Here is a 26,415-nt window from a genome sequence, read left to right on the forward strand (position 1 = left end):
CACCGCAGCGGTCACGAGGTCGGTCACTTCAGACCTTTCGGTATCGGTACGGATCGGCGCGGTATCACGCCAGAGCGAGGAAGGTGTCCCAGTGCGGGGCGGGCGCACGGCCCGTGCCCACGGTGTGCAGAGCGAGTGCTGCTCCGGCTGTTCCATCGAGGAGTTCCGGGTTGGGGTCGCTCTGGCTGAGCGCGGTGATCAGGCGGTCGGTCAGCCGCGGCAGCTCGGCGCTGATCTCGGGGTTGTCCGTCTCGGTGGCCATGCGCCATGCCGCGTGCAGGAGTCCCGCCATGCCGTGGCACAGCCCGGTCTCGGGGAGCGTGTCCAGTTGGAGGGGGTCTTGCAGTGCGGAGAGGATGGCGGTCTCGGCCATCGCGACGCGTGCCGGGTCTCCGAGGGCTAGTCCGGCCAGCTGCTGGGCACGGGCGGTGCCGCTGACGCCGTAGCACCAGGACGGCCGGGGCCGAAGCGAGGAATGGACCTGGTCGTCGGTCACCTGCTGGATCGAGAGGTGTCCCGGCCACCAAAGCGCGGTCTCGTCGCCTTGCCGCCACTGGTCCGTCCAGGAGCAGATCCTCGCGATCGCGTCGGCCGTGCCGGGCACAGTCAGCCCGCCGAGCAGGGCCTGCGAGAGGACGGCGAGGGTGGAGCCGATGCCGTGGGCGAGCCCGATGTTGCCGTGCCCGCCGGGGTAGTCGGGATGGAGGACGCCGCTGGGGGCGATGTCTGTCCACCACGGCGGCAGCCCGGCCGGGTCGGGGATGTGCTCGGTCAGGCGTACCAGGTAGGCGATTACGTCCGAGGTGATTGCGTGGTGCGGGTGGCGGCTGAGGTGATAGGCGCCCAGGCCGGACAGGCCGCGGATCAGGTCGAACTCTTCCATGAGAGGGCGCTCGGCACGGGTGATGCGCTGGTGGGCGGCGGCCAGCCGGTTGCGGGTGAGGGTGAGGGTGGCGGTGTCCAGACGGGCAAGGACGGGCAGGTAGCGGCTCGATGTGCTGGCTGCCCGATGCATCACGTACGCGAGGGCGGGAGCGCCGAAGTACAGGTTTGCGTTGGCTGCGGCGCTGACTTCACCTTGCGCGGCCGCCTTCAGCCAGGCGTGTGCGGTGGACCAGTCTCCGTGCCCGGTCCTGGCGCGCTCGATGTGCAGCAGGGCGATGCCCGAGGCTCCACCCGCCAGTGACTGGGGCCAGGACCGGCCGCCGTCGGGGCGTCCGCCGGGCCACGCGGTGCTCGGGTCGGCCAGCGCGGCGGCCAGATGGTCGACGGTTTCCAGTGCGGTGAGAGCGGGAGCGGTGGTGATCACGGTGTACTCCTTGCGCGGGCCGTCCAGCTGAGGGCAGCGGCTCTGGCCAGGTGAAGGTGGGTGCGTTCCTCGGGCAGTCCCGGCCCGTGCATCCGGACGTGGTGGAGGTGCAACAGGTCCGGCAGCAGTTCGTCCGGACGGAAGGCCGTGTCCGTGAGCGCGCGGCGGTAGTCGGCCAGTGCCCCACGCCGCGCGGACCAGGCCGCGCTGACGTCCTCGCTCAGGCCGGCCGAGGGCATGTTCACCAGGTCGACGGCTTGGCGGTAGACGGTGCGGGGCGGGGCGTCCGGGTCTGTGCGCGTGTGCTCGATCAGCCACTGCATCGCCGCGGTGCTGTCGCCGAGCACGCCCACGGCGATGTCCACCATGCTCGCGGCGGTCACTGCGCGAAGGTCGGGGACCTCCGTTCCGCTCTGGGCAGCGAGCTGGGCTACGGCGGCGGCGGAGTCGGCGGCGAAGTACCGTTCGGCCGCGTCGAGGGCGGTGGGGCCGCCGAATCGGGCGGTCTCCGGGTGGTAGGTCTCCACACCGGCGTGCGTGATCAGACCGTGTCGCCGCAGGCGGCGCGTCCACTCCCCGATCGTCTCGAAAACGGCGCCGAGGGTCCCGCGCTGGTAGGTCAGGCGGAGGCGAAGGTGGTCGTCAGGGTCGCGATAGCGGATGAACCACCATGGAGGACCGTCCAGTTCGTCCAGCAGGGCCGCCAGGTGCCGGGTCAGGATGGGGTTCTGCCGGTCGCGATGGCCATGGAGGTGAAGGGAGATGCGGTTCTCGCATCCGGGCAGGTGACCGTGCTCCCGATTGACCGCGCGGCCCGCCACGCGGACGGGGATGATGTTCTGCTCGGTGCTCAGAGGGATGACGACTTCGTGGGCACGGCCTCCGGTCCAGCCCAGGTCCTTCGCACATGGTGCCGGGCACAGCGTCACGGTGCCGTCGCGGTCCAGGTGGACGCGCAGCAGGGCCCGGTGGGACGGCTCCGCCAGGTCCAGGGCCATGCGCTGGTCGTCCTCGCTCAGGTACACCTGCTCAGGGAGGTGGACCTCGCGGCGCCAGCGGGTCAGGGCGTCGTCCCACTGCGGCCATGATGCGGATGTGGGAGGCAGGTCCTCTCGCGTCAGGAGCCAGCGGGCTGGGGACAGGATCGTCCGGCCGTAGCGCAACGCGGGCAGGAACGGCAGGCTGGACGCGGCCGTCCCCCACCTGAATCCGGTGCAGGGGACGGCCAACGCAGCGGGCGCCTCCGTCAGGAACCGGCACAGCGGGTGCGAGTGGTGGCCCAGGTCAACGGCGTTGAGCAGCAGCGTGTGGACGGGGCGGCGGTGGGACAGCGAGACGAGGTGCAACTGTTCGGCGTCGGCGGTGACCGCGAGGTCTGTGACGGGAACGAGGCGGGTGTCCGGGCTGTGGTAGTCGCCGAGCGAGATCACCCACTCGGTCGCCTGCGGGGCGCGGGCGACGTTCTCGGTTGGCGCCGACAGAGGGGTGGAGCTGATCTGCGCGCTGAGCGCGCCTTGATGCACTGGAGGTAAAGCGCCGTAGGTCTCGGTCATGCGGCGGCGGTCTTCGTCGTCGAGCAGATGCAGGAAGCGTCCGGTGGTCGCTCCGGCCGAGCGCGCCACCCCGACCACGTGCAGGGTGAACTCCCCCTGCTGGAGGGCGGCGACGCTTTCGGCGTCAATACGGATGGTCAGCTCCGTGCTCGGCTGGATGGGACGGCCCGGATCGACGGTGGACAGGTCCTCGATCGCCGCATCGTCGAGCTGGATTTCAAGGCGGCGCTGCATGCCGGCGGTGTGCGCGAGTTTGATGAGGCGGCCGACACGGGCGGGCAGCGGGGAAGCCGTCGGCGCGGCAGTGGCACCGAGGTAGCCGGGCGGATAGCCGAGCACGTCGATCGCGTCCAGGACGGGGACGGCCGCCCGCGGCCCGTACCGCTCCAGGAAGCGGCGATGCCACTCGGCCCAGCCGGTCAAGGACGCTTGTGGCGCGAGGCGGATGAGCGCCTTCGCTGCCTCTGCCGCCTCCTGCACGACGGCCGTAGGTACGGTCAGGTCCCAGTCCACCCGCAGGTCGAGCGCGGGCCTGGGGGTGGACCGGATCTCTGCTGCCTCCGTGGGCGGGAGGTGGGCTGCCTGTTCGACGAGGGCGGTGAGCGGGTCGGTGACCGTCATCGCCTGCCGGAGGCTCGTGAGAAGGACCCGTTGCCTGACCAGGTCTGCGATGAGGCGGTCGATCACGGAGGGCGGCGCGCTCGGGAAGCTGGTCGCCAGCTTCGCAGCGAGGTCGCTCCACAAGACCGGAGTCTGTGCCCCGCCCAGGGCTTCGCGGACCGGTGCGGTCAAGCGGATCTGCACGTGGTCGGGGCGTCGATCGAGGGTTGCGTTCGGGCGGTGCTCGATCACCACGTACCCGTCGCGTTCGATGAGGAGGCTGGAGGCGAGCAGCATCAGGCGGGGCCACAGCGCCGGGTGCTGCTCGAAGTAGTCGATGAGGACCGTACTGTGTGCCGCATCTGCTCTGGCGATGGCGCGGTGACCAGGGCCGACGCGGAGCGCGGGCACCTCACCTATTCGTACGGCCGCAATGCCGGCGAACAGGCCGAACGGCGTTGCCCGGGTGCGAGCGCGCAGCAGATAGCGCAGCACGGCGACCACCGTGCGCCGAACGGCAGGGACCGGGACCGGCCGGCCGGCGCAGATCTGCTCCACCCGGGTCGCAAGGTCGGGGCTGGCTGCCCTGACGGCGGCCGCGAAGTCGGTGTCGTTCCAGGTCTGTTGGAGCCATGCCTGCCAGGACGCCGGGTCCGCGCACGCGCCGGTGAGGTCCGGCCATACTGTCTGGCGGTCGGGACGCGATGCAGATGCCCGGACCAGTGCCGCATCAAGGTGGCGATACATACGCCCCTCCTGGGACTGCGCGGTGCCCGGCCGCGCTGGTGGTGCGGCCGGGCATCGCGGTGGACGCGGTCGGTGCTGCTACGGACAGCTCGTGCACGCGGTCGCGCACGTGGAGTTGCAGCCGTCGTCCGTCATCCTGATGAGCTGGTCCGCGGAGGGACCGCCCTCGACGATGGAGATGTCCAGGGCGAAGTCAGCGAAGTCCTCCGCATCAGCGGCCGGTTGCGCGGATATGGCCGGTCGCTCCAGTTGAACGGTCATGTGTGCCTCCTTGAGGTAATGGGGGATGGTGCAAAGGTCCCGGAGCCCTCGCTGGGCCCCGGAGTCTCAGGTCCAGGACGCGGTGACGATCCCGTGCCGCCGCAGTACGGCGTCCTGCGGCAGAGGGGACGGAGCGGGGCCCGGCAGGTACCGGAACGTCGCAGCTCCCCGGCGACGGTGGTGTTCGGCCCAGCAACGCAGCAGCTCCGCGTACTGGTCGGCGAGGGCTTCGGCCTGCGGACCGTGCGCGATGACGCCGCTCTCGAAGCCGCCGATGGCCTCGTTGTCGCGACGGGTGCGGTAGGCGATGCTGTCCTCACTGACCAGGGCGGGCACCCCGAACTGGACTGCTGGCGTGACCAGCCCTCGCTCGACCACGTCCTTGGCCGCGTGCAGCCGCACCGCACGCGGCAGGTTGAGCGTGAGGTACAGGTCCAGCTCGTCGGGCAGGTCCCATGCCGCCCCCGACCAGTGCACCAGCTGGGGGGTGTCCAAAGCATGGTTCAGCGCCTGCGCGTTGAGGGGCACCCGCACGTCATCGGTCTGCGCGACGACGCCCTCTCGCAGCAGCACCTTGCGTTCCTCTGCGGCGCCCTCGCCCTGCATCGGTACGAAGTGCGCCAACCGGTAGGAGCGGCTGAGCAGGCCCGCACCGTCACGGTCGAAGGCGATCGAGCGGGTCGTGCCGCACATCGTCAGCGGAACGACGAGCCTGCCCTTCTCCGTGAGCCCGTCGATCCACGACGGGGGGACGTCCCACGCCGCCGCGGTGACGATGATCCGGTCGTAGGGCGCTCCATCGGGGACACCCCTCTCGCCATCGGCGAGGACCGTCTTCACCTGCCGGTATCCGGCCTCGTTCAGGCACAGACGGGCACGGTCGACGATGTCGCGGTCGATGTCGACCGTGGTGACCTCACCGTCGCTGCCCACGAGTTCCTGGAGGTAGGCGGCATTGACGCCACCCGAGCCGATCTCCAGGACCTTCATCCCGGGCGCGATGTCAGCCTGCTCCAGCATCACACCCTGAAGGTGGGCAGCGGACATGACGCTGACGTTCAGGCCGCTCTCGTCCTTCTTGACCGGCACAATCCGGTGGAGATCGTAAACGACCTCCAGGGACGCCTCCGGCGCGAACCGGTGCCGGGGCACAGCGGCGAAGGCCGCAGCAACCGAGTCGGACGTAATCGCGTCCTGGTCACGGAGCGCGCGGACCATATCCGCACGCCACACGCCGGGATCGCGATCGGTCGAGTCATCGACAACAGGCATCCATTTACCTATCTCTGTTGAGGGGTGGTGCTTGCGAAGGCTCAGATGGGCCCGGTGGTCAGCGAGGACGCTAACCAGGACGCCGTCGTTGGGGGCGGTTACGCGCCGGTCACTCAGGCACGGTCGAACCACCGTTCCCGCTCGACGTCGGTGACTTGTCTGCGGTGTTCGGCGATCTCGGCCTCGGCTGCGATGGCGTAGTGCCGCACTACCTCGGCTCCAAGCGCGCTCGTCGCGAAGTCGCTGCCGTGGAAGTACGCCAGCGCCTCGGCGAGGTCACGTAGAACAGGCACCGTCTGCCGGTCTGCGTAGGCGTCGCCCCGGCAGGGTGCGGGCGGGTTCAGCTTCTCGGTCAGGCCGTGCACGATCGCAGCGACCGAGGCAGCGAGCGCGAGGTACGGGTTGGCGTCGGCGCCAGGTAGGCGGATCTCCAGGTGGGTGCCCTCGCCGTGACCGGTGACCCGGACTGCGCACCCGCGGTTGTCGTGGCCCCAGTTCATGTACTGAGGTGCGAAGGAGTGCGCCGTCGCGTACCGCTTGTAGGAGTTGGGGTTGGGCGCGTACAGCGGGGCGAGGTGCGGCATTCCGGAGAGCAGCCCGGCGATGCTGTGGCGCATCGTCTCGGGCAGCTCCGCGCCGGGGACTGCGTCGAAGGCTGGAACGCCGTCCTTCCAGAGGGACAGGTGCAGGTGCAGCCCGCTGCCCACGCCGGTGAACGGTGCGCTCATGAACGTGGCCGACAGCGCCTGTCGTCTGGCCAGGTGCTGCACGGTCTGCTTGTAGACGGTGTAGTCGTCACAGGCCTGAAGCGCCGGGCCGTAGGGGAACGTGATCTCCACCTGGCCGGGAGCGCCCTCTGTCTTGGCCGCCTCGATCGGTACGCCGGCCTCGGGCAGAGCGTCTTCCAGGTACCGGAAGAAATCGCTCAGTGCCGGCGGATGGTCGAGGGCGTAGTCGAGGTTGTGCTGCACCATGGGCTGAAGGCCGTTGCAGAGAACGAACTCACTCTCCAGACCCACGCGTGCCTCGAAGCCGAGCTTCCCCAGCCGATCGAGCTGAGTGCGGAGCATGCGGCGCGGAGCGATCTCCAGGGGCGTCCCGTCGGGTTGGACGGCCTCGCAGTGAACCAGCGCGAGGCCGGGCATGTAGGGCAGGACGCGCAGTGTGGCCAGGTCGGCGACCATGCCGAGGTCCTGAAAGCCTTTGTCCCAGCCCGTGAGGTCGAAACCGCCAAGGGGGTCCATGCCCACGTTGGTGGCCAGGATGTAGGCGCAGGCTTCCGTCACGTTGAGCCCGTCGGCGATCCGGTCGAGGAATACCCGGGCGCTGAGCCGCTTGCCCTTGAGACGCCCCATCATGTCGGGGACGCAAACCATGACTGTGGTGATGTCCTCACGATCCACCGCGGTCCGGAATTCCTCGGCGGAAATGAAACCGGCGAGCCGGGTCAACTCGTGGCTCTCGTCAGTCTGCTGGCTGCTCATCAGACCACGTCCTCCGCCAGGGAGGCATGCGTGGCGGTGTTGCCCAGGGCCGGGATGCGGTAGTTGCGGCGGCCCTGAGTGATCCACAAGATCCAGGCCAGCGTAAGCACGGCGATCAGGGCGACGCCCGCGTAGTTGAACGACGAGGTGGTGATCGGGGAGACCTGCGGCAGGCAGAACAGGACAGTGACGACGCCGACCCAGGTCACAGCCGTCCAACCGATGGGCTTGCTCCACCGGCCAAGATTCCACAGTCCGGGCTCGAAGCGGTCCCCCGCGCGCAGCCGCAGGAAGACGGGGATGGCGTAGGCAGGGGTGATACCGATGACATTGATGGCCGTGACTGCGGCGTACGCGGTCGGCGAGTACAGCGACGGTGCCGCCAGGACGAGCGCGACTCCTACCGACAGCCACACGGCGGCAACCGGCGTCTTCGTGCGGGTGCTGACCCGGCGCCAGGTGGCGGCGAACGGAACCGCCCCATCGCGAGAGAACGCGAACACCATGCGGGAGGCAGCAGCGGTCTCTGCGTTGCCGCAGAACAGCTGGGCCACGATCACGATCAGCAGCAGGGCCTTGGCGCCGGAGAGGCCGACGACATCGAGGAAGATCTGGGCGGGCGGCACGCCGGTGGCGCTGGTCTGCGTGCCCGCGTAGTCCTGAATGGAGGACGTGAGCCCTGCCAGCAGGATGAACCCGGCGATCCACGAGACCCAGATCGAGCGGACGATCCCCCTAGGCGCCGATGTCTGGGCCTGCGTGGTCTCCTCGGACAGGTGAGAGGAGGCGTCGTAGCCGCAGAAGGTGTACTGCGCCAGCAGCAGCCCGAGCGCGGTCACGTACAGGCCGTTGCTGAAGCCGGTGTCATTGTTGAACGTGGTGAACATGAAGTCGGCGCTCTGATGATCGGCCGGAGCGAGAGTCAGCACGCCGACGATGACCGCGACACCGACGAGGTGCCACCACACTGAGACCGAGTTCAGGAGGCTGACCAAACGGACGCCGGCCACGTTCAGCAGAGCGTGCAGCAGCAGGATCGCGGCGAAGACCACCATGGTCTTCTCCGGTGTCGGCGTGAAGCCCCACTGGAGGTTGGCGAACGCGCCGACGAACGTGGCGGCGCCGTAGTCGATGCCGGCGATGGCGCCGAGCAGCCCGAGCAGGTTCAGCCAACCGGTCACCCAGGCCCAACGGGGCCCGCCGAGCCGGTGCGCCATGTAGTACAGGCCGCCGGAGGTGGGGTAGGCGGAGGTGACCTCGGCTAACGACATGCCGAGTAGCAAGACCATCAGGCCGACGCCGACCCAGCCCCACATGATCACGGCCGGTCCGCCGGTGTTCAGGCCGAAGCCGTAGAGAGTCATGCATCCGGACAGGATGCTGATCACGGAAAAGGAGATGGCGAAGTTGCCGAACGGGCCCATGCGGCGCGCCAGTACGGACTCGTAGCCGAGCCCGGCCAAGACAGCGTCGTCATCGACCAGTCGGTGGGCGGCACTTCTCGGAGACACCGAAAGATTCCTCTGGGTCGAAGGGGAAACAGGGATGGGGTGGTACCGGAAACCGTCTGCGGCGGGGGTGATCGGCTTCTCATCCGAGGTTCCGCTCGTGCTTCATCGCGTAGGTGCGGGCTTGCAGGAAGTCGTCCTGCCACCACCGGCTTTCGCTGACGTGCTGCCAGGGCGCGGGAGTGGCGAAGGGGCCGATCGCCGTGAACACCTCTGCCGCGCCGGGCAGGCCACAGGCAGTCAGCGTGTAGGCCAGATAGTTCAGATCCAGCAGGGAGCAGGTGCTCATGTCGGTGACGTAGGCGAACCATCCATCTCTCGCCAGCTCGACGTAGTGCCGGACCTCCTCGTTGGTCCAGAACCCAAGCGTGCTGGCGACCTGTCCGCCTGCCGTCCGCGTCCGGTAGTCCTCGACGTATGCGTACAAGGGCAGGGTCAGCAGTACGGATCCCGGCTTCGCCTGGGAGGCCACCCACCGTGTGAAGTCCACGGCTCCGTTGCCGCGGGCCTGGAAGCACTGGAGCATCCGGTGATATGCCTCCCTGTTGGACCGGTCCCGCCGGTCTACCTGCCATAGCAGCGGCCACGGTCCCCGCGGCAGCAGGGCCTCCGGCGGATGCGCCCAGTGGTCAACGGAGTGCCACTGCCTGTGGTCGACGTCCAACTGAGCGAGTGCCAACAGGCACACCCACGGAACGGGGTCAGCCGGCCAGCGGCGTGTGGCGTCCCCGCATACCGCACGTGCGGCGCTGACCCTGGGGAGCAGGGTGTGACGGTCTGCCGTGCTGCGGTGAGCGCCCACAACCCGGTGGGTCATGACGCGGGCCCGCATCATCAGGGCGTTCGCGTCTCCGGGTTCCTCCGCGCACCAGGCCGCGATGGCATCACCTTTGGCGGCGCCAGCCGCCAGGACCTGACTGCGGGACGTGCGCAGGCCCCAACTGCGGGTGTTGGCGAGCAGAGCTTTGGTGGAGAGCCAACGGTCGAGCAGGAGGTCTTCCAGAGCCAGGCGCAAGTCTTCGTCGTAACCCGCAGGATGGGAGGTCAGGGGCATGTCACTGGAGCCCGTCACTGCACCCCCCGATCATGTGAGGGGTGCTAGCAGGCAGGACTGGAGCCCGCCTTGAACGCGTTAAGAGGATCATGGGGCCTCATCTGGGGATTGGAAGCCGCCGAGCGGCAGGGGCACGAACCTTGGGGAGATAGGCGTCCGCCGCCCGGCGGCCGCTCAGGAAACGCCGGCGGCCGTGGCTGTACATCCGATCTCGCTGGAGGGCCGCATCCGCACCCGGATGGTCTTGCCGTGCCCGCATTCCACTGGGAACCAGCTGACCTCGCCGCCCAGAAGTCGCACGAACCAAAGGCCCGTCCCGTCGCCGCCGACTAGGGCTTCGTCGAGTCCCTCGTGACCGGAGTGCGGGTCCGTCACGTCGATGAGCAACACGTCATGTTCGTCAACGGACAAGGCCAGCCCGACGATGCCCGTGTCGACGTGTGCCACGGCATTCCGTACGACCTCGGTGGTGATCCGTACGGCGGCACCCTGGTTGCCGGACCAGGACATCATGCCCAGCCGTGTGCGGGCGTACAGCCGAGCGAGCCTGGGAACACAGGCCGCCATGCGCCACGTATTCGCCCATGTCTGCGGGCGGACGGGTCGACCGGCGAGGGCAGCCGACCGCGCGTCGGCACCGGAAACCACGAAGGCCCCGGGCTCAGGTCCGATCGGGTACAGGTGCTCGTCGGAGCCGGGTGCGCTGCGCAGGCTCTTCATGCCGACAGCTCCGCGCACGCGTCGGCCGTTGAACAGTCCTCCAGAGCCGCCTGGAGGGCACGCGCATCAGTGAGCCAATCACTGTCCCCGGGACAGACCAGCCAGTGCGGGCCGACAGCCGCCGTACAGCGCGTCGGCGGGATCGTGAGGGTACCCCCTTCGCCAATCGCCGTTGTGCCGTCAACTTCCCACTCGGCCGCAGTTCCGACAGAGACGAAGTAGTAGATGGCCGGCTTGTGCGGGTGCTCAAGGACGGCGCCGCATCGGGGTCCCAGGATGGCCATTGCGCCGAAGCCAAGTTGGCGCGGTACGCGGATCACGTCCCAGTCCTGGCCCGCGTCGTGCAGGCTGCACCCTGCCGCGGTCGGCAAACGGTTGGCGGGCATGCGTCCTCCTTGAAACACCGGTGATCAGGTGTGCTCCACAGTGGCCCTGTTAAATGCCGATAACGAGGACTTCAAGAGGTCTTTCAACTGCCGCTAATGGGACTTCTATTGAGTTCAGAGGGCGAAGAGTGGCCAGATCGAGGACTCGCAGCAACACTGTCCTCAGTGCTCGGCTAGGAGGTACAGAAGGTGTCACGGCCCGCAGGCAACACCCGGCTCAAAGCGGCCCGGCTTGCAGCCGGTTATGCATCCCAGCAGGCCCTCGCCGACGCGCTCGGCGTCGGTGTTCGCCAAGTGCGACGCTGGGAATCCGACGCTCCGCCATGGCCCCAACCCGGGATCGCCCAGGCACTTACACGGATTCTGGGCCAGGACCTGGAGTCCCTCGGGTTCAGCCCGCCCGGCGGCGTTCAACCGGACCGCGCGCGTCGTGCTGTGCCCTCCGCTACCGCTGCTGTGGTCGGGCCCGCAGCAGTGCCCAGGCGGGCCGTCACCATGCAACCTGCCACCGTTGCACAGGACTTCGAAGCCGTCACGCGCTCGCACCGGCGCCTGTACTGGTCTGTCGCCCCAGCCACGCTGCACCCCGCCGCCCTGGCCCACGCCGCCCTCGGCTGTGCGCTGCTCCCGGAGACGGCCGGGCAGACACGGCAGCTGATCGCCGCAGCACTCGCCGAGACCTATTTGCTCGCCGGGCGGATCGAGTTCTTCGACCTGCGCGACGCCGATCGGGCCCAACAGACCCTGTTGCGTGCCCTCCAAGCCGCGGGCGAGGCTGATGCCCCGCTGCTCGGCGCGGCGATCCTCGCGCACACCGCGTTCATTCCTGGCTGGGCAGGCGACCGCGAGGCGGCCGTCGAGCGGATGGTCGCCGCCCGCACCTACGCCCGTCGCGGCCCCGCCTCGGCCGAGCTGCTCGCATGGCTGGACGCCGTCGAAGCCGAGTGCGAGACCCGGTGCGGCCACACGCGCAGTGCGCTACACCTGATCGGGCACGCTGAGAGTGTCTTGGAAGCAGGCAGCGAGCACGAAATCCCGGAGTGGCTCGACTGGTTCTCGCCGGTTCGACTCGCCGCGTTCAAGGGAAACACCCAGCTGAAGGCCGGACATCTGCCGCAGGCCCGCACCACGCTCCTTGGTGTTCTCGACCAGCTCGACCCAAGCGAAGAGAAACAGGCGACCGTGGTGCTCGGCGACCTCGCCGCCGTAGAAGCTGCGACAGGCGATCCCAATGCCGCGTGCGCATTCGCTCTGCGCGCGCTCGACCAGCTGGAACGGACCTGGTACGCGATGGGCATGGATCGGGTCCGCGAGGTTCGGCGCACCCTGGCGCCACATCAGCACGAGCGGTGTGTGCACGAGTTGGACGATCGCCTGTACGGCTGGACGACGACAGTCAGCGCGCTGTCTCGTTGAAGTCTGCGATCAATATGGGCAGTTCGAGGAGGCTCTCCACTCTGAACGTCGGGAGCTTCTCCGCTTCTTCTGTCCGCCACTGGATCGTCGCCCACGGACCCCGGTGCACGAGTGCGGTGCGCATCCCCGCAGCGACGGCCGGCCGAAGGTCGTTGTCGACTCGGTCCCCGACGTAGAGGATCTCTTCGTTTCTGAACGGGGTCACCTCTGCGACACGTTGAAAGAACTCCTGGTCGGGTTTGCTCGCACCCCAGTCGTCCGAGGTGCCGATCAGATCCACGTCTCCTGTGAACAGCTCGCGCAGAATCTTCCCGGCGCGCACCGTCTGGTTACCGGCGATGCCCAGCCACAGCCCGTCCGCGCGCAGCCGGGTGAGCGCCGGGCGGACGTCGCTGTACAGGTCTTCCTCTCCAAACCCTTCCGGTTTCCCGGCCTCTGCGCGCTTGCCGCGTTCCTCGTAGAGGTCGAAGTTGGGCCAGAATTCCTGGAATGTCTCGCGATAGTCGCGCCCCTGAGCGATGACGGCGCCGAACATCGCGTGGAAGGTGTGCCGGGGTACCCCGAGCCAGTCGGCCCAGGTGCCATACTCCCGGGTCTCGTCTACAAGACACTCGCCGACGTCGAAGACCACTGCGCGAATCATGTAGGCAGCGTATCGGGACTGATCATCAGTCGGGCAAGGGATCCAGAGGCCCTTTCAACGCCGCCCAGTGGACTTGGACCGGTTTGCGGAACGTCACGTAATTACGTGACCGTCGACACTGTTCAAGCAGTGTCCCCGAGATCCGGGCGCGGCCCGAACCCACGCCGACAGCGCGGATGGGAGATCGGCCACTCGGCTGCGTCTTCGACAGTACGCACTGTGGGGTTGGCCTTGTCGGTGTCCTGATGAGTGGTCCAGCCACAGTCGACACCGTCGAAGACCTCGACCATGGAGACGCCTGCCTGACGGGTCCGGTTGAGGGTGCCGGCGTTGTAGGCGACGGCCGACTTGGCGAGAGTCGCAGCCTCAGCCCACGCCCGGACCGGCACTCGGACACCGTTGCGGTAGACGACGTGGGTCAGCTTGTGCTCGGCGGCGAGTCTGGCCGCCAGATTCTTCGCGGCCTGCCTAGCCGTAGAAGACCTACGGTCATCACCCTCTGACGGCCTTCGTCGACCACGGACCGGGCGGAACCGGTGAGCCCGTCGCCGCCCTGCTCCGACCGGGAAACGCGGGCTCCAACACCGCTGCCGACCACATCACCACCGCCCAACTTGCCCTGGCCAACTGCCCAAGCGCTACCGGCGAGGACGGCAGACGCTGATCCGCACGGACTCCGTCGGCGGCACCCACGACTTCGTGTCCTGGCTCGCGAAGCGGGGCCGATGGCTGTCCTACTCGGTAGGTATGACGGTCAGCGAAGCGATCCACGAACATGTGCTGAAGGTCCCCGCCTCGGCCTGGACCCCGGCCGTCGAGGCCGACGGCGAGGCCCGGGACGGGGCCTGGGCCGCCGAGCTCACCGGCACGCTCCTTAACGGCTGGCCCAAGGGCATGCGGCTCATCGTCCGCAAGGAACGGCCCCATCCCGGCGCCCAGTTGAGGATCACGGACGCGGATGGCATGCGGATCACGTGCTTCGCGACCAACACCACGGGCCGGCCGATCGCTGAGCTCGAGCTGCGTCACCGGCTCCGGGCACGGGCCGAGGACCGGATCCGGGCCGCCCGGGCCACCGGCCTGGAGAAGAGCGCGGCACTCCTGCGCCGCTCGATCGGATCGTCTGATTTCCGGCCCTCGGGTGCCAGGCCTGCACCCAGGCTGACCACCGAAACGTTGCCCAACGAACTCCTCCGGTCACTTTGGACAACCCCAGTCCCTCCCCTCCCGCTCTCCGGACGACGTTGACAACCGCCCTCATCCCGCCCCATCATCATTCCACTAATCAAGTAGTGGAATGGTGGTGGTGATCATGGAGTACCGCATCGACAGGCGGAGCGGGGTCCCCGCCTTCCAGCAGATCGTGCAGCAGACCAAGCAGGCACTGCGGCTGGGCGTACTGGTGCCGGGGGATCGGCTGCCCACCGCCAAGGAGGTCGCGGAGACCAGCACGGTCAACCCGAACACCACCCTCAAGGCCTACCGCGAGCTGGAGCGCGAGGGCCTGGTCGAACCGCGCCCGGGTCAGGGCACCTTCGTACGCCGCACGCTGGGCCGCCCCGAGACGGGCACCGACTCGCCGCTGTACGCGGAGCTCGTGGCGTGGATGTCGAAGGCGGCCGGAGCCGGTCTGGAGCAGGAGGACGTGACCGCGCTGGTCGCGTCGGCCATGGAGAAGCAGTACGCCGCCGGGACCACGGCGGCAACGGGATCCACGACATCGGGGTCCACGGGGGCCACGACAACTAGGAGCACAGGTGAGTGACGGTATGTACGCGGGGGAACCGGCGCTTGAGGCGTACGGACTGGGGATGCGCTACCGGCGGGGCTGGGCGCTGCGGGACTGTTCCTTCCGGCTTCCGGCGGGCCGGATCTGCGGGCTGGTGGGACCCAACGGGGCGGGCAAGACCACGCTGCTGAGTATCGCGGCCCATGTCCTGCAGCCGACCCACGGCTCGCTCAGTCTGTTCGGCGAGGCGCCGGGCTCGGTGAAGTCCGGTCGGCGCACCGCGTTCCTCGCCCAGGAGAAGCCCCTGTTCCGCCGGTTCACCGTGGCGGAGACCCTGCGTCTGGGCCGGGAGCTGAACCCCGGCTGGGACCAGCGTGCCGCCGAGGACATCATCCGCGCGGGCAATGTGCCCTTCGGCGCGAAGGTCGGCACTCTCTCCGGCGGTCAGCGCACCCGCGTCGCCATCGCTCTCGCCTTCGGAAAGCGTCCCGACCTGCTGATGCTCGATGAGCCGATGTCGGACCTCGACCCGGTGGTGCGCCACGAGATCATGGGCACCCTCCTGGCCGAGGCGTCCGAGCGCGGCACCACCGTGCTGATGTCCACCCACGTCCTGGCCGAACTGGAGAACGTGTGCGACTACCTTGTCGTCGTCTCCGGCGGCGGAGTGCGCCTCGCCGGTGACGTGGACGAGCTGATGTCCGTGCACACCCTGGTCACCGGTGCCGCGGAGGGCGGCGGCCTGCCCGCCGCCCTCGGGAACCACACCCTCGTCGAGTCCCGGACCAGCGGACGGCAGTTCACCGCGCTGATCCGCCCCGAAGGTCCGGTCACCGGCCCCTGGGACATGAACGCACCGAACATGGAGGAACTCCTGCTCGCCTACCTCCGCTCAGCCGACGCACCACCGCTGATCACCCCCACCGCCCAGGTCCACGGCCAGGGGTTCGGCACCGGGACGGTGGCGGCATGAGCACCTTCACCCGCAGCTCGACCAGCACCTCGACCGGCTCCACGAGCGACGGCAAGAACGGGACCATGAACGCGACCACCGACGAGACCTTGAACGCGACCACCACGGAGGCCACCCGGCGCCCCCGCCTCAGCGGTATGACCTGGCTGGTCTGGCGCCAGCACCGGGCCGGGTTCTGGGCGATCCTCGCCGCCACCGCGCTCTTCGTGGCCTGGATGGTCTACCAGCGCGGCGAGATGACGAACTTCCTCGACGGTTACGGCTATCCCGCCAAGAACTTCGACGAGATGGGTAACGAGTTTCAGCAGTACAGCGCCGCGCTCGCCGCCGTATCCACCGGCCTCCAGGCGATACCCATCCTGCTCGGTGTCCTCCTCGGTGCTCCGCTGCTCGCGGGCGACCTGGAGAACGGCACGGCCAAGCTGGTCGCTGCCCAGTCCGTGAGCCGGACCCGCTGGCTCGCCACGAAGCTGGCGCTGGCCGGGCTGGTGGTCGTGGTGAGTACGGGCCTGCTGTCAGCTGCGTTCGGCTGGTGGTGGAACCCGGTCAAGTCCGAGGCCACGGTCATGAACTGGACTTCCAGCGAGGCCTTCAACAACACGGGCCCGGTGCCCGTCGCCCTCACCCTCCTGTCCGTGTTCGGCGGCGTGGCGATCGGTGTGGTGCTGCGCCGCACGCTGATCGCCATGGTGGTCACCTTCGGTTTCACCGTCGCCGTCCAGCTCGTCTGGGGCTACTTTGTGTTGTCGCTCGGCAACGTGGTCACGGTCACAACCCACAAGGGCATTCTGGCCGCGAACGCGGCCCCGTCGCTCCCCCACGGCGCGACCCAGCTCGATCAGTCGTACCTCACGGGCAGTGGGGACCTTCTCGGCTTGAACGCGTGTGTGAATACACAGACGGAGCAGGCGCTGAACCTGTGCCTGAAGAAGGCGGATGTGGTGGGCTGGTCGGTGGAGTACCTCCCGATCTCGCAGATGAACGCCATGCAGTGGTTCGGGGCATCGATTCTGTTCGCTCTGACGGCCGGCCTCGTGGCGTTCCTCTTCGTCTGGGGCCGTAAGCGCCTCGTCTGAGCAGTCGTTCTACTCCTTCCCGGCCCCCTGCCCCCGAGTGTGGCGCTTCTCCACCCTTCGCTTCCTCATCCGGTCGTCCGGAGAGAAGGCATGCGTTGAATCACCGAAAGAGGCGAGCGAGTGAGGCTTCGGCACTCATCCTGCTCACCGCCGCCGCTGTTACCGCGACCCTGCTCAGCGCCCCGGAATCCGGGGGCGCACAGTCCGCCGACGGTACGGCGGGGACGGCTCGCACCCTGGCCAAGGCGAGGTCCGTCACTCTCGTCACCGGGGACCGGGTCACCCTGGACGCCACCGGGCAGGTCACCGGAGTGCGGGCCGCCAAGGGCCGGGAGGGCACGGTCTTCCGAATAGCGCGAAGCGCCGACCGCACCTACGTCGTCCCGCGTGACGCCGAGCGCCTCCTCGCGAACGGCACCGCCGACCGACGGCTGTTCGACGTGACGCAGCTCATCAAGTGAGGGTACGACGACGCGTCCCGCCCCGACCTCCCGCTGATCGTGACGTACGCCAAGGGCCGCACACTCGCGCCGAGCGCGCTGTCCGCCGCCGGAGCCCGGGTCAGCCGGGACCTGCCCAGCGTCAACGGGGACGCGCTGAAGGCCCGTAAGGCGGAGGGCGCCGACCTGTGGGAGACGCGATGGTGGGGAACTTCTTGGGCGACAGGGTGAGGTAGTCCGTCTTCCACGCCCGCAGGTCCGCGTCCCGGATCTCCGGGGACAAGGACGCCAGACTCGCGTTCATGGCGCTGCAGGCCAGCACCAGGTCGGCGAAGACGGGGTAGAAGCGGGCCGAATCGTCGCCGTTGGGACCGGCGCAGAGCATGCAGTCCAGCTTGCGTTCCACGGTCCGGAACTCGTTCTCCCGGCAGGCAGTACGTGCCGCCGCGAGGGCTCCCACCTGCGGTCGCCAGCAGGGACCACTGGGCTGTCGCCCAAATCGCCACGACGGTCTTCGCGAACGCTTGCGGGCAGTGACACCACGTGCGGCCCCGTGACCGTCACCGACCGCCTGGCGGCGGCGATCGACGACCTCTGAGCCCTGGGACCTGATCAGGCCGGGGTCGTGGGGTGGGCGCGCACGAGCTCGGGGTGCGCGTATGTCGGTTGTCGCTTACCCCGCTCCGGCGCATGCCTCCGCCTCAGCCAGGTAGCGCGCCACGGGGCCAAGGGTCAGCATTCCGCTGGCGGCACCGGCGTGTTCGGCACGGGCATCGCGCAGGGCAACTTCGGCGCGTGCGGCGATTCCGCGCTCGTCGAGGCGTACGGCGGCGCGGGCGGTCAGGCACCACATGGCCTCCTGCATGTGGTCACGTGGTGGCTCGGGCACTGCGTTGAGGGCGGCACGGGCCTCCTCGACTAGGTCCTGGGCGAGCAGCACGAGGGGGCGCGCCCAGAGTCGGTACGGGCCCCAGTCGAGGTGCGGGTCGGTGGGCGCGTGCTGGTCGTGCAGCAGGCGCAGCCCCAGTAGGGCGAGCGGGAACAGGCCGCGGTGCAGCCCCGGCATTCCGGCCGTCCGGAGGGCGTCCTCGGCAGCGCGGTAGTGCGCTGCCGCCGTGGCGGCGGTCGGTCCGCCGGGTTCGGCGCTGCGGGCGGCAGTGGCCCGGGCCCTGAACCATCCGGTGAGGACGGAGACAAGGGGGGCCTCGGTGGTGGCGGCGAGCTGTTCGGCTGCCGTGGCGTGCAAGGTTACGGCGTCGAGGTCGCCGAGTGCCGAGGCGGATTGCAGGCGGACGAGTCGGCCGAGTACGGCGTAGTTCGGCAGCTCGTGCCGGGTGGCCAGGTCGAGGATCTCGGCGCCGATCCGGTCCCGTACCGCCGCGAGCCCGGGGCGGGTGAAGGACTGCAGGAACACCCCGTTGAGGGCGAAGGCCAGCAGGGCGGGATCGTCCAGGCCCCGTGCCAGCGCCTCGGCCTGCTGTGCCGCCTGCTGCGCGCGCTTCAGCTCGGTCCCGGACAGATCGGCGCTGCGGCTCTCGACGGCGACCGTGGCCAGGAGGCGGGCGGGCAGGTCGGCAGGGCCGTCGGGGCCGAGCGCGGTGAGCGTGCGCTCGGCGGCCGCGACGACGGCGCGGGACTGCTCGGGGTCGTCGGCCCGGCTCCAGAGGGCGGGCACGTCGTAGGCGCCGATGATCCGGGCGGTCAGGGAGAGGTTTCCCGTGCGTTCCGCCGCCTGGATGGCAGCGAGGCGGTCGCGCCGTGAGTGTACGAGGGCGTCGCCGCCCGCCAGTGCGAGGGTGCGGGCCAGATCCACGGTGGTACGCGGGCCGAGCCGGACGCCATGGCCGGTCCACGCGGCATGTGCGCCTTCGGGGGGCACGGACCCGTTGAGGATGTCCGTCTCCAGGCGTTGGAGGTCGCTACCAGGGTCGAGTCCGAGTTGGTCAACGAGCATCGCGCGGGCGCGGCGGAGGGTGGCCAGGGCGTCGGCCTGGCGGCCTGCGCGGTACAGCGCCCGGGCAAGCAGCCCCCAGGCCGGCTCGCGCCACGGATGTTCGGTGACATGGGCACCCAGTTCGGCGACGAGATCGGCCCCGTCCCCGGAGCCGAGGAGGATACGGGCGCGCAGTTCCACCCCCTCCAGTCTCAGCTCCTCCAGTCGGGTGCGCTCGCGCTGCGCCCATGCGGAGCCGGGCCCATCGGCGTAGGCGGGTCCACGCCAGTCCGCGAGTACCGCGTCAAGGTCGGTCACCGCGGCGGGATTGCGGCGGGCTCGGGCCAGGGTGTCCTGGAACCGATGGACGTCCACGTCCTCGCGCGGCAGGCGGAGCGCGTAGCCGGGACCTTCGGTGACGAGTACGTGCGGCGGATCGCGGGGCGGCCGGTCGGGTTCGAGGGCGCGGCGCAGCGCGGCCACGAACGTACGCAAAGCGCCCACGGCGCGGGCCGGCGGATCGGTCCACAGGTCCTCGACAAGGCTGTCGGTGGTGACCATCCGTCCCTCGGCGGCGACGAGCCGGGCAAGTACCTCGCGATGGCGGGGTCCACCCAGGTCAACCGGACTGCCGTCGTCGCGGAAGGCCCGCACGGCACCGAGCACGTCGATTCGCATGCCCCCATCCTCCGCGCCAGGAGTGGGCTGCGCCCAACCGTACTGATCGGCTGCTGATCGCCGTCGCCCAGGCTGATCCGGTCAAGTCCCCCACCCGAAAAGACGGCCTTCATGACGCTCACCATTCCCGGCTTCGATCACATCCGCCTGCCCGGCGCGGACGGTGTGGAGCTGGCTGCCGCCGTCGGCGGCAGCGGCAGCCCGGTCGTGCTGTTGCACGGATTCCCCCAGACCCACCTGATGTGGCGACACGTCGCCGAGCGGCTCGCTGACAAGCACACAGTGATCTGTCCTGACCTGCGGGGCTACGGCGCCAGCGACAAGCCGGCGGCCACCGGGCCCGACGTGTACGCCAAGCGCACCATGGCCGCCGACGTCGTGACCCTGGCGGCGGCCCTCGGCCACGACCGCTTCGCCCTCGTCGGCCACGACCGGGGCGCCCTGGTCGCCTTCCGAGCAGGGCTGGACCACCCCGAGACCATCACGCACCTGGGCATCCTCGACATCGTGCCGACGCTCGACATGTGGAACGTCCTGCGCGGTGCCTCGGCTGCGGTCGGCTACCACCTCTTCCTCATGGCGCAGCCGCCAGGCCTGCCGGAGACGATGATCGCAGGCAGCGCGGACGCGTTCTTCGGCTCGTTCCTCGACGCCTGGGCCAACGACCCGACCGCCATGCCGGAGGACGTACGCGCCGAATACCTGCGGGCAAGTTCCGCGGCAGTGACGTCGATCGTCGCGGACTACCGGGCATCGGCGGGCATCGACGTCGCGCACGACCAGGCGGACCTGGACGCCGGGTCGCAGCTGGCCATGCCCGTGACGGTCGTCCAGCAGGACTGGGGCGCGCAGCTCGGCTACGACGCTGCCGGGGTGTGGAAGGCGTGGGCGCCGGACCTGGACCACCGGCTGACCCGAGCCGGGCACTTCATGGCCGAGGAGGCACCCGACGAGATCGCGGCCGCGATCCAGGCCCTGCTGGCCCGCTGACCCTCCTGCTCCCGACTCGCCTGACCTACCCGGACCTGCCGGGAAGCTGCCTGGTGGTTCTCATCGGTGCACCGGGCGCCGGGTACCCGGAGGAGCACGATCGCCGGCACCTGGCCTGCCTCGCAGGTCCTGTCACTGAACGCGAGGCGGTGAGCGCCGACTCCCCTGCCTGGTTCAGCGTGTTGAGCCGAAGCGTTTCTCATCATCCGCCGGTAAAGCGACGGCACTTTTGGACGTGTTGAAGGATGTTGACGGAGTCTGCGAGTGACGGCATGATGACCGACTGCGTGGCCTACGCCGAACCTCCCGCGACCGTCCCCAGCACGGTCTCCCATCGGAGGCAAAGGGACCAGTGTCTCAGGCCGTTTCCGCAGCCCGATCGCCTCGGGCGAGGTTGCTGGGGAGCCGTCGCTCAAGGCGTGGAAGGCCGCGATGACAGCCCGTAAGAACTTCAAGCACCAGGTGCGTGCCCGCGCCGCCAGAACCGGCGAGTCCTACACTTCTGCCCTACGGCACCTCCGTCCAGCTCAATCAGCAGACGTCATGTCGGAAGCAGGGAATCCCAAGAGCGTGTGGCTCGCCGTAGCGCAGACGCCCGTACGCGAAGACCCCCGAGACGTTGAAGCGCTGCGCGAAAGCGGGCGTGAGGTCCGTGCTCTGATGCGCGAGGCCAGCGCTCAGGGAGCGAGGATCGTGCAGTTTCCGGAAGGCGCGATCTGCTTTCCCAGCAAGTTCGTCATGTCCGTCGACGGCCCGGATACGGTCGGCCCGGCGGACTGGGGCCGGTGCCAGTGGCCCGTGCTCCAAGCGGAGTTGGCCGCGATCGCCGAGTCGGCCCGTGAGCTGCGGCTGTGGACGGTGATCCCATCGGTGCACCGCTTGACCGGCCCGAACCGTCCGCACAACAGCCTCTACGTCATCTCCGATCGCGGTGAGGTCGTCACGCGTTATGACGAGCGCCTGCTGTCCAAGACGAAGGTCTCGTACATGTACTCGCCGGGCGTCTCACCGGTGACCTTCGACGTCGACGGCGTGCGCTTCGGCTGCCTGCTCGGCATGGAGGTCCACTACCCGGAGTTGTTCGCGGAATACGAAAAGCTGGATGCCGACTGCGTCCTGTTCTCCACCAGCGGCACCCCAGGCAACATCGCCGCCCAAGCCCAGGGCCACGCCGCGGTCAACAGCTACTGGGTCAGCCTGTCAGTACCCACACAGCACAGCGGCAGCACACCGTCCGGAATCGTCGCTCCCAACGGCCACTGGCTTACGCGGTGCCCCGCAGACAACTCGCCGTCGGTGGCCGTAGCGAACCTCGACGACAGTTCCGAGGCCGCCGCCGGAGCAGTGACCTACGGGCGTCCCTGGCGTCGTGAGGCACGCTCGGGCATCTACACCGAGCACCAGGTGACCGACCCGCGCAGCGAAGACCGGACAGCGGCCTTCTGACTGCAGAGTCCGAGGTGTTCGCGTGTACGGGATGGCTCCCGGCGCCGCGAGCACCTCGGATTCAGTCCGTCTTGTCTTGTCTTGTCGAGGGCGCCGATAGCCCGCGCTCGCGGTAGCACCCCTTACCGGTGCGGACCATGTCGACGCATCGGCAGGCTGAAAAGCGGGAGTTCTACGTCGGGCTCCCTGGCCGTCCGCGTCGCGCGCGGGTGACAATCGCCCGCATGACCGAGTCCTCCGGTGGCCCGTCCACCTTCCATGACCTGTCCGCCCTCGTCGCCTGCCCTCGCGTCAACTCCCTTGCCCTGTCCGTCGATGGCACTCGTCTCGTCGCGGCCGTGCAGGGGCTGTCCGGGGACGGGACGCGGTTCGTGTCCAGTCTGTGGGAGATCGATCCGACCGGGAGGCGCGACGCACTGCGGCTGACTTGGTCCGACAAGGGCGAGTCGGGGCCGGTGTTCGGCCCGGACGGAACGCTGTACTTCCTGTCCGGACGCGCCGCAGCGGACGGCGACGAGGACGAGGGGCCCGCGCTGTGGGCGCTGCCGCCGCGCGGGGAGGCCGTCGTCATGGCCCGGCACCCAGGCGGGATCGCCTCGGTCACCGTCGCCCGTAACTCCGGCGCGCTGTGCCACACCGCGGAACTGCTACCGGGGGCCGCCGACGCCGAGGCGCACGGCAAGCTGCGCGCGGCGCGAAAGGACGCGAAGGTCACCGCGATCCTGTACGAAGCCGGGCCGACCCGCGCCTGGGACCACGACCTCGGCCCTGCGGAACCGCACACCTTCGTCCGTGCCGGCGTTGACGCGGAGCCGGTCGTCGCCGGCGGGCAGGGGATCGGACTGAAGGATCCGGGGGACGCAGCGTTGTCGCCGGACGGCACACGCGTCGCATACCGCCGGTTCATGCCCGGACGGGTCCCCGACGAGCATCGCACCGCCGTGGTCGTGGCCGACACCGTGAGCGGTCAGGAGATCCATGTCGTCGGTGATCTGGAGCACCTCTACGAGGCTCCGCGGTTCACCCACGACGGCTCGGCCCTCGTGTGCTGCCAGATGCGCTACCCGACGTACGACGCCCCCTGGGAAGCAACTCTCGTCAGAATCGACGTGGCCGACGGCACGGTGCGGGACCTGCTGCCCGGGTTCGACAACTGGCCCGGTGGCGTGGCCTGTTCACCGGTAGACGACACGCTCTTCTTCACGTCCGACGAGCAGGGGCACGCGCCCGTCTTCAGGCGCGACCCGGACGGCGTTGTCACACGTCTCACCGCTCGGGGTGCGTACGGCTCGCTGACCGTGGCCCCCGACGGGCGGACGCTCTACGCCCTGCGCCACGCGGTCGACGCGCCGCCGACGCCCGTCCGGATCGACGCCTACGTCGTCGACCAGACTCCGGCCGGGCTGCCCGCCCCGGGTGGTGTCGGGGAGCTGCCCGGCACGCTCACCGAGGTGCACACGGAGGCCGACGACGGGTTCGTGCTGCGCGGCTGGCTCGTGCTGCCCGAAGGCGCGTCCGCCGAGCGACCCGCTCCGCTGCTCGTCGCCGTCCACGGCGGACCGCAGTTCAGCTGGAACGGCTGGACCTGGCGGTGGAACCCGTGGCCGTTCGCCGCGCGCGGCTATGCGGTGCTGCTGCCGGATCCGGCCCTGTCGACCGGCTACGGGCAGATCAACCACACGCGCGGCTGGGGGCAGTGGGGTGGGCGCCCCTACACGGATGTGATCGCGCTGACCGACGCGGCCGAGGCCCGCAACGACATCGATGCCTCACGTACGGCGCTGGCCGGCGGGTCGTACGGCGGATACATGGCGAACCGGGTCGCCACCAGCACGGACCGGTTCAAGGCGATCATCAGCCATGCGGGTCTGTGGGACCTGCGGATGTTCCAGGGCGACACCGACGTGCCCTGGTACTTCCAGCGGATCTTCGGCGACCCGCTGACCCGCCCCGAGCAGTACGACGCCGACTCCCCGCACCTGGACGTCGCAAAGATCCGCACCCCGATGCTGATCATCCATGGCGCCAGGGACTACCGCGTGCCCGTCGGGCAGGGCGCCACACTCTTCCAGGAACTGCAACGGCACGAAGTCCCCGCGAAGTACCTCTACTTCCCGGACGAGAACCACTGGATCCTGAAGCCGAACCACACACGCCTGTGGTACGAGACGTTCCTCAACTTCCTCGACCACCACGTCCTCGGCACCGAATGGCACCAGCCCGACCTGCTGTGACCGAGCCCAGCCCGGCAGCCCTCGGTTCAACCGACTTGCGCCCCCATGAGCGACCGCCATGGCGGACTCCCGCCGACCCGAAGGCGAAACAGGCGGAGACCCGCTGTGGCTGGGGTGTGCCGAGGTTGAACCGCACGGGCTGTCGTAGCTGAAGATCTCGTGCAGGAGGGCGTACGCCAACTCGTGCTCGAAGATCTCCGCGTCAGCGGGCGAGGCGAACTACTTGTAGTCCTCGCCCGCCTTCCGGTACGTCTTCACGAAGCGGTCGATCAGCTGCCTCAGTCCGGTCTCGCGCTGCGGAGTGCCGACGCAACCCCGGAAGTACTTGCTGGTGACGATGTTGACCGCGTTCACCGACCACCAGTCGGGGAACTCGCCGCCGCGCTGCTCGAAGTTAACCGAGCCGCCGCGCCAGTTGGTCCCTTCGGACCATTCCCGGAGGCGCGTCGGCACGTATGAGGTTGACCCCGCGGCTCACGGTTTGGAGCAGCCTGGGCACACACGATCGCTTCGGCGGCGAGGGCTGCCGGGCTGCGGACGAGACGGCGTTGGATGCAGGCAGCGCCGTCCGGTTGCATCAGCGTGTACCAGGTGCTCTGGCTTCAGAACCCGAGGCCCCTCACGACATACAGCCCCCATCGGAGCCCGAAGCGCAGAGCAGGAAGCCGGCGCCCACGCATCGCATGGCCAGCGGGAGCACAGCGACCGCCCCGCATAATTCAGGCATGGATTTTCGAATCGAGTGGCCTGCCCCCATGGACGAGCTTGACTGGCAAATGCAGGAAGTGAAGGGCTGGATCGGGGAAGTGACCGTCACGTGGGACGGTGGCGCTCGAGTCTTCGAGGTCTACGACCCAGTTCGACTTGCCCAGACTGTGGACCTGGAGATCGAGCAGATCGGGCGGTTCACTGCTCGGAGCCTGCTGGTCGTCCCAAGCGTTACACGCGAGAACATCGAAACAGCCATATCGGCAATCGCGGACAGGGGCTTTCGCGATTGACGACCACACCACACACCCCGACGTGCCCCGGCCAACCGTGCGCCAAGAAGATGTCTCAGTTGGCGATGGAGCCTCGCTGCAGTCGAAGGCGCGGTAATCATGTGCCGGGCCGAGCAGAGCACCGCCCCGATCGAGGCAGCCGCCGCCGAGATCCACGACCTGCTCCTCTACACCGTGCGCGACAGCCCCGGTGCGCGATCCGGGACCCGGTCGTAGTCCGTAGCCCCTTGACCCAGTCAGTTCAGCTCGAAGGAGTCGTCATGCCCTCGCTCGACCGCCACGACAACGTCTTCGTCCTCGACCTCGGAGACGGAGAGAACCGCTTCCACCCCGACTGGCTCACCGCCGTCGCAACCGCACTCGACGAGGTGGAGAAAGCGGACGGCCCCCGCGCCCTGGTCACCGCCGCCACCGGCAAGTTCTACTCCAACGGCCTCGACCTGGACTGGCTGTCCGCCCACGCCGACGAGTACCACGACTACGTCGTCTCCGTCCATGAGCTCTTCGCGCGGATGCTGTCGCTGCCGGTGATCACCGTGGCCGCGCTGCAGGGGCACACCTTCGCCGCCGGCGCGATGCTCTCCCTCGCCCACGACTTCCGCGTGATACGCGCCGACCGCGGCTACTGGTGCCTGCCCGAGGCGGACATCAACATCCCCTTCACCCCCGGCATGGCCGCCCTCATCCAGTCCCGGCTGGCCCCGCAGACCGCCCATGAGGCCATGGTCACCGCCCGACGCTACGGCGGCTCCGACGCCGCAGCCGCCGGCATCGTCGACCAGGCTGTCACCGAGGAAGCCGTGCGCTCCACCGCCATCGAGATCGCCCAGGCGCAGGTGGCCAAGGCCGGCGACACGCTCGGCATCATCAAGGCCCGCATGTATGCACCGGCCCTGGCCACCCTGCGCGACACCACCAACCCGCTCGGCTGAGCCGGCACCCCGCCGACGGCACATCCCGTG

At 69.1% G+C, this 26,415-nt stretch carries 22 protein-coding genes and 2 pseudogenes; 11 read left to right on the forward strand and 13 right to left on the reverse strand.

Going from position 1 to position 26,415, the window contains the following annotated elements; translation table 11 throughout:
• Positions 1 to 64 precede the first annotated feature (64 nt).
• The 9 genes from OHT57_RS01965 to OHT57_RS02005 form a co-directional block, all read right to left on the reverse strand.
• A complete protein-coding gene (locus tag OHT57_RS01965) occupies positions 65 to 1,309 on the reverse strand; it encodes a lanthionine synthetase C family protein (RefSeq protein ID WP_328744060.1) in 1,245 nt (414 codons plus the stop codon).
• Complete coding sequence (locus OHT57_RS01970; RefSeq protein WP_328744061.1) at positions 1,306 to 4,209, reverse strand: lantibiotic dehydratase; 2,904 nt, start codon at positions 4,207 to 4,209, stop codon at positions 1,306 to 1,308. Before OHT57_RS01970 ends, OHT57_RS01965 begins: the two co-directional genes overlap by 4 nt.
• A gap of 78 nt (positions 4,210 to 4,287) precedes the next feature.
• Positions 4,288 to 4,470, reverse strand: coding sequence for an FxLD family lanthipeptide (locus OHT57_RS01975; protein WP_328744062.1), 183 nt, complete (start codon positions 4,468 to 4,470; stop codon positions 4,288 to 4,290).
• 66 nt (positions 4,471 to 4,536) lie between these two features.
• The gene (gene fxlM, locus OHT57_RS01980) at positions 4,537 to 5,742 is read right to left on the reverse strand and encodes a methyltransferase, FxLD system (RefSeq protein WP_328744064.1); all 1,206 of its coding nucleotides are present in this window, start codon (positions 5,740 to 5,742) and stop codon (positions 4,537 to 4,539) included.
• A 113-nt stretch (positions 5,743 to 5,855) separates the two neighbouring features.
• Entirely contained in the window at positions 5,856 to 7,226 is a 1,371-nt protein-coding gene (locus tag OHT57_RS01985) for a glutamine synthetase family protein (RefSeq protein ID WP_328744065.1), read from the reverse strand.
• Positions 7,226 to 8,737 (reverse strand): amino acid permease, encoded by a 1,512-nt coding sequence (locus tag OHT57_RS01990; RefSeq protein WP_328744066.1) that lies wholly within the window; start codon positions 8,735 to 8,737, stop codon positions 7,226 to 7,228. Before OHT57_RS01990 ends, OHT57_RS01985 begins: the two co-directional genes overlap by 1 nt.
• A 79-nt stretch (positions 8,738 to 8,816) precedes the next feature.
• Entirely contained in the window at positions 8,817 to 9,749 is a 933-nt protein-coding gene (locus tag OHT57_RS01995; RefSeq protein WP_328744068.1) for a hypothetical protein, read from the reverse strand.
• 213 nt (positions 9,750 to 9,962) lie between these two features.
• Positions 9,963 to 10,508: a hypothetical protein gene (locus tag OHT57_RS02000; RefSeq protein ID WP_328744069.1), complete on the reverse strand. Its 546-nt coding sequence runs from the start codon at positions 10,506 to 10,508 to the stop codon at positions 9,963 to 9,965.
• Complete coding sequence (locus tag OHT57_RS02005; protein WP_328744071.1) at positions 10,505 to 10,894, reverse strand: hypothetical protein; 390 nt, start codon at positions 10,892 to 10,894, stop codon at positions 10,505 to 10,507. Before OHT57_RS02005 ends, OHT57_RS02000 begins: the two co-directional genes overlap by 4 nt.
• A gap of 189 nt (positions 10,895 to 11,083) precedes the next feature.
• Here OHT57_RS02005 and OHT57_RS02010 point away from each other — a divergent pair, with 189 nt between their 5' ends.
• The gene (locus OHT57_RS02010; protein WP_328744073.1) at positions 11,084 to 12,310 is read left to right on the forward strand and encodes a helix-turn-helix transcriptional regulator; all 1,227 of its coding nucleotides are present in this window, start codon (positions 11,084 to 11,086) and stop codon (positions 12,308 to 12,310) included.
• Here OHT57_RS02010 and OHT57_RS02015 read toward each other — a convergent pair.
• Positions 12,291 to 12,953, reverse strand: a complete 663-nt coding sequence (locus OHT57_RS02015) for an HAD family hydrolase (RefSeq protein WP_328744074.1) — start codon at positions 12,951 to 12,953, stop codon at positions 12,291 to 12,293. The genes OHT57_RS02010 and OHT57_RS02015 overlap by 20 nt on opposite strands.
• Before the next feature lie 478 nt (positions 12,954 to 13,431).
• Here OHT57_RS02015 and OHT57_RS02020 point away from each other — a divergent pair.
• The 5 genes and pseudogenes from OHT57_RS02020 to OHT57_RS02040 all read left to right on the forward strand — a co-directional run.
• A pseudogene (locus OHT57_RS02020) lies at positions 13,432 to 14,036 on the forward strand (transposase); the annotation flags it as partial.
• Between the two features lie 229 nt (positions 14,037 to 14,265).
• The gene (locus OHT57_RS02025; protein ID WP_328744076.1) at positions 14,266 to 14,718 is read left to right on the forward strand and encodes a GntR family transcriptional regulator; all 453 of its coding nucleotides are present in this window, start codon (positions 14,266 to 14,268) and stop codon (positions 14,716 to 14,718) included.
• A 4-nt stretch (positions 14,719 to 14,722) separates the two neighbouring features.
• Positions 14,723 to 15,655 carry an ABC transporter ATP-binding protein gene (locus OHT57_RS02030; protein ID WP_328753092.1) on the forward strand — a complete coding sequence of 311 codons (933 nt, stop codon included), beginning with the start codon at positions 14,723 to 14,725 and terminating at the stop codon, positions 15,653 to 15,655.
• Positions 15,652 to 16,731 (forward strand): ABC transporter, encoded by a 1,080-nt coding sequence (locus OHT57_RS02035; protein WP_328744078.1) that lies wholly within the window; start codon positions 15,652 to 15,654, stop codon positions 16,729 to 16,731. The genes OHT57_RS02030 and OHT57_RS02035 overlap by 4 nt, the downstream gene beginning before the upstream one ends.
• A 95-nt stretch (positions 16,732 to 16,826) precedes the next feature.
• On the forward strand, positions 16,827 to 17,192 hold the full coding sequence (locus OHT57_RS02040; protein ID WP_328744080.1) for a hypothetical protein: 366 nt from the start codon (positions 16,827 to 16,829) through the stop codon (positions 17,190 to 17,192).
• Between the two features lie 121 nt (positions 17,193 to 17,313).
• Here the strand turns inward: OHT57_RS02040 and OHT57_RS02045 are convergent, their stop codons facing one another.
• Complete coding sequence (locus OHT57_RS02045; RefSeq protein ID WP_328744082.1) at positions 17,314 to 17,577, reverse strand: hypothetical protein; 264 nt, start codon at positions 17,575 to 17,577, stop codon at positions 17,314 to 17,316.
• 267 nt (positions 17,578 to 17,844) lie between these two features.
• Positions 17,845 to 19,782 (reverse strand): AfsR/SARP family transcriptional regulator, encoded by a 1,938-nt coding sequence (locus OHT57_RS02050; RefSeq protein ID WP_328744084.1) that lies wholly within the window; start codon positions 19,780 to 19,782, stop codon positions 17,845 to 17,847.
• Positions 19,783 to 19,893: 111 nt separating this feature from the next.
• On the opposite strand from OHT57_RS02050, the gene OHT57_RS02055 reads away from it, so the two are divergent.
• The 3 genes from OHT57_RS02055 (at position 19,894) to OHT57_RS02065 (ending at position 24,452) form a co-directional block, all read left to right on the forward strand.
• A complete protein-coding gene (locus tag OHT57_RS02055) occupies positions 19,894 to 20,772 on the forward strand; it encodes an alpha/beta hydrolase (protein WP_328744086.1) in 879 nt (292 codons plus the stop codon).
• A 432-nt stretch (positions 20,773 to 21,204) separates the two neighbouring features.
• On the forward strand, positions 21,205 to 22,218 hold the full coding sequence (locus OHT57_RS02060; RefSeq protein ID WP_328744087.1) for a carbon-nitrogen hydrolase family protein: 1,014 nt from the start codon (positions 21,205 to 21,207) through the stop codon (positions 22,216 to 22,218).
• A gap of 224 nt (positions 22,219 to 22,442) precedes the next feature.
• A complete protein-coding gene (locus OHT57_RS02065; RefSeq protein WP_328744089.1) occupies positions 22,443 to 24,452 on the forward strand; it encodes a S9 family peptidase in 2,010 nt (669 codons plus the stop codon).
• An 85-nt stretch (positions 24,453 to 24,537) separates the two neighbouring features.
• Here OHT57_RS02065 and OHT57_RS02070 read toward each other — a convergent pair.
• Positions 24,538 to 24,905 (reverse strand): annotated as a pseudogene (locus OHT57_RS02070) (vitamin B12-dependent ribonucleotide reductase); the annotation flags it as partial.
• A gap of 272 nt (positions 24,906 to 25,177) precedes the next feature.
• Here OHT57_RS02070 and OHT57_RS02075 point away from each other — a divergent pair.
• Positions 25,178 to 25,453, forward strand: a complete 276-nt coding sequence (locus tag OHT57_RS02075) for a hypothetical protein (RefSeq protein WP_328744090.1) — start codon at positions 25,178 to 25,180, stop codon at positions 25,451 to 25,453.
• Between the two features lie 260 nt (positions 25,454 to 25,713).
• The gene (locus tag OHT57_RS02080; protein WP_328744092.1) at positions 25,714 to 26,385 is read left to right on the forward strand and encodes an enoyl-CoA hydratase-related protein; all 672 of its coding nucleotides are present in this window, start codon (positions 25,714 to 25,716) and stop codon (positions 26,383 to 26,385) included.
• Positions 26,386 to 26,415 lie beyond the last annotated feature (30 nt).

Source organism: Streptomyces sp. NBC_00285, assembly GCF_036174265.1.
Classification (GTDB): domain Bacteria; phylum Actinomycetota; class Actinomycetes; order Streptomycetales; family Streptomycetaceae; genus Streptomyces.